Source organism: Planktothrix sp. FACHB-1355 (assembly GCF_014748295.1).
Taxonomy (GTDB): Bacteria; Cyanobacteriota; Cyanobacteriia; order Cyanobacteriales; family Aerosakkonemataceae; genus Aerosakkonema; species Aerosakkonema funiforme_A.
The window spans coordinates 1-3,661 of sequence record NZ_JACJUP010000725.1; the positions used below are offsets into that span (position 1 = coordinate 1).

The 3,661-nt window shown below is 51.7% G+C and carries 3 protein-coding genes; all 3 read left to right on the forward strand.

Annotation, left to right across the window (positions count from 1 at the left end):
* Positions 1-64: 64 nt before the first annotated feature.
* Positions 65-964, forward strand: coding sequence for a lipid kinase (locus tag H6S82_RS23775; RefSeq protein ID WP_190462809.1), 900 nt, complete (start codon positions 65-67; stop codon positions 962-964).
* Positions 965-1,102: 138 nt separating this feature from the next.
* On the forward strand, positions 1,103-1,318 hold the full coding sequence (locus H6S82_RS23780) for a hypothetical protein (RefSeq protein WP_190462807.1): 216 nt from the start codon (positions 1,103-1,105) through the stop codon (positions 1,316-1,318).
* 403 nt (positions 1,319-1,721) lie between these two features.
* On the forward strand, positions 1,722-3,661 hold a 1,940-nt coding region (locus tag H6S82_RS23785), incomplete at its 3' end, for an HAD-IC family P-type ATPase (RefSeq protein WP_242057088.1).

Sequence of the window (3,661 nt, forward strand, 5' to 3'; positions counted from 1 at the left end):
TGCCTGACTTTTGACTTTTTCTAGCCCCCAGCCCCTAGCTCCTAACCCCTAACCCCTGGCCCAGATGAATCGGCGAGCCCTATTGTTAGTAAACCGTCACTCCCGGCGAGGTCAACAAAACCTCTCCCAGGCGATCGAGCAATTGCAAGCGTTAGGCTTCCAGTTGTTTGAGGAGTCTACCGAACAGCCAAAGCATCTACCCAAACTGATTCACAAATACTGCGATCGCGTCGATTTGGCGATCGTCGGTGGCGGCGATGGTACCCTCAATGCCGCCGCAGATGCTCTCCTGGAAACGCAACTGCCCTTGGGTATCCTCCCCTTGGGAACAGCTAACGACCTCGCTCGCACTCTCGGCATTCCCCCCAATCTACCCGAAGCTTGCCAAATTATCGCCGACGGTCATATACAGCGGATCGATTTAGGCTGGGTGAACGGCAAACATTTCTTCAATGTTGCCAGTTTGGGACTGAGCGTCAAAATTACCGAACAGCTAACAAAAGAAGTAAAGCAACGTTGGGGAAAACTCGCTTATGCGGCAACTGCTTCCCAAGCCATTTGGCAAGCTCGACCCTTCTGGGCGCATATCCGTCAGGGTGACGAGACAATTCGCGTCAAAACCGTGCAAATTGCTGTAGGCAACGGACGATACTACGGCGGTGGTATGCTTGTCCGCGATGACGCTAAGATCGACGACCAAAGGCTAGACCTGTACAGCCTAGAAATTCAGCACTGGTGGCAATTGCTGCTACAGCTACTGGCTCTCAGTCTGGGACAGCACCCACAATGGCTCGGTGTTCGCACTCTGGAAGGAGAAGAGTTTGAAGTGATTACGGTTAAACCTCGTCCCATTAATACTGATGGAGAGCTTACCACTTACACTCCGGCTAAATTTCGCCTCATACCACAAGCTTTGCCAGTCTTCGTCCCCACTTCGCCAGAAATTCCAGGCTTAACTGAATGAGCGCTCTGATGGCATCCGTGTATCAAACTAAAACCTTATGATTAATTTTTGTAGGCGTTCTCGAATTTCCCGTGACCTCATCTGCTCTTGTTAAGTCTCTGTCCGACAAATCGCACAACTGGCATAGGCAGGAAAGGGATGGATCGCTCCAACTCGATCGCAGCGATCTGGATTGACGCCAGCTTTACTTGGGAAGCGGCAACTATGACTCGATCTCCCAAGAGGTGTTCGATGGGTGGCATCCCCAGGGCCCCTAATCCAACCCTCACTCCCATCAACTTGATTGCGGCTTGTGAGGCAACTATATTTTTAAGCCACCGCACAAGCCAACTTTATTCCGGCTTTAGCTTGTAGGGCGACAATATTTTTCAGCCAACCCACGAGCTCAGTTTCTCAGAGTAGAGAGGTAAACGTGAAAAAGACAAATTTACTGATAGCAGCAGTACCGATCTCTTTAATAGGCATAGCCGCAGCCTATGCCTCCGGTTATCTAGTTTGCGCTGGGTCAAACCAGCAGTGCGTTCTGATTACAGGCAGTACCAACCTTGCAGATCCACGCGGTATTGGAATTAACTTATTTACAGCTCAACTAATAAGATGGTTGCCTTATGTCTGTCTGCTGGTGGGTGGCGCTTGTTGGATAATTGGTTTGCTCAAATCCGATCGCAAAAAAGAGCGCGTCTTGTGGGCAACACCTAGCGGCGCTTCTTCACCTGCTGCCATTTCCCCAGGAGAAAAGGAAGTAGCTTGGCACACCTTGGATGCCGAGAAAACCGTTCGCAGACTGGAGAGCGATCGCGATTCCGGTTTGACTGACGCCGAAGTTAAAAAACGTTTGGAAACCTACGGCCCCAACGAACTGCAAGAAACCGGCGGTCGCAGTGCTTGGCAGATCTTGCTCGATCAGTTTACCAACATTATGCTACTGATGCTGATCGGCGTAGCAATGATATCCGGTATCGTAGATTTAGTCAAGCTGCAACAGCCAGGAGGGTCTGGCGGTGAAGTTCCCTTCAAAGACACGATCGCCATCTTGGCAATTGTGATCCTCAACGGTGTTTTGGGCTACCTGCAAGAAAGTCGCGCCGAAAAAGCACTTGCCGCCCTCAAACGCCTTTCTTCTCCCAAGGTGCGAATTATTCGCGATCGCAGAACCATTGAAGTCAGCGCCAAGGAACTTGTACCGGGAGATATCATGCTCCTGGAAGCCGGAGTCCAGGTAGCAGCAGACGGACGTTTGATCGAAGAATCCAATCTCCAAATCCGCGAGTCCGCGCTGACTGGGGAAGCGGAGGCAGTAAATAAGCGATCGCAATTGCAACTCGACGAAGAGACATCTTTGGGCGATCGCATCAACCTCGTCTTTCAAGGTACTGAAGTCGTCCAAGGACGCGCTAAGGTCATCGTTACCAACACCGGAATGCAGACCGAACTCGGCAAGATCGCCGCCATGCTGCAAGGTGTGGAAAGCGAACCTACTCCCTTGCAACAAAGGATGGGTCAGCTAGGCAATGTCTTGGTAAGCGGCTCCTTAATTTTAGTCGCTTTTGTAGTAGCGATCGGTTTATTCCAAAGCGGCTGGAACTTAAACAGGTTTATCGAACTTGTGGAAGTTTCTCTGAGTATGGCAGTAGCTGTAGTTCCAGAAGGTTTGCCAGCTGTAATTACAGTAACTTTGGCATTGGGAACGCAGCGTATGGTGCGCCGCAACGCTCTGATTCGCAAACTGCCCGCAGTAGAAACATTGGGTTCGGTGACCACTATTTGCTCGGATAAAACCGGCACCCTTACTCAAAACAAAATGGTGGTGCAGGAAGTTGCCACCGGCGATGTCACATTCCGCGTCACCGGCGAAGGTTACACCCCCAAAGGCGACTTTCAATTGGACGATCGACCGGTCGCGAGCGATCGATATCCCGAACTGCAAACCCTGCTGTTAGCCTGCGTGCTGTGCAATGACGCCGAGTTGCAGTGTCAAGCCGACAACACACGCGGACGGGAAGGCGGTAACTGGATAATTTTAGGAGACCCGACAGAGGGGGCGCTGCTAACTCTGGCAGGTAAGGGCAATATCCAAAAAGAATCCCAAACTTCCCAAATGCCTCGCGTAGCCGAAATTCCTTTTTCCTCCGAACGTAAGCGCATGAGCGTGATTTGTCGGGGAACGGGAACAGGAGATTGGGAAGCAGAAGCGGGGGAACCGGGTTCCTCTTCTGTATTGGTGATGTACACAAAAGGTTCTCCAGAACTGATATTGGAACGCTGCGCTTCATCGCAGGTGGGATCTGACAAAGTTCCACTGACGGAAAACCGACGCCGGGAAATTCTCGATCGCAATAACCAGATGGCGGGTCGAGGTTTGCGCGTACTCGGTTTTGCCTACAAACCTTTGGGTGCCCAAACACCCGCAGAACCGGATGAATCGATCGAACAGGATCTCATCTGGTTGGGGTTAGTGGGAATGCTCGATGCACCGCGTCCGGAAGTGCGGGAAGCGGTAGCCAAGTGTAAGCAGGCTCGCATTAGAACGGTGATGATTACCGGCGACCACCAACTGACTGCCAAAGCGATCGCTTACGATTTGGGTATCGCCAATGAAGGCGATCGCGTTCTCAGCGGTCAAGAATTGCAAAGGCTCAGCCAACCAGAACTCGAACAAGTCGTAGAGCAGGTGAGCATCTACGCCCGCGTCTCCCC

Coding starts and splice junctions, on each gene's coding strand:
- H6S82_RS23775 (WP_190462809.1), top strand. CDS start 65: ATGAATCGGCGAGCCCTATTGTTAGTAAACCGTCACTCCCGGCGAGGT.
- H6S82_RS23780 (WP_190462807.1), top strand. CDS start 1,103: ATGGATCGCTCCAACTCGATCGCAGCGATCTGGATTGACGCCAGCTTT.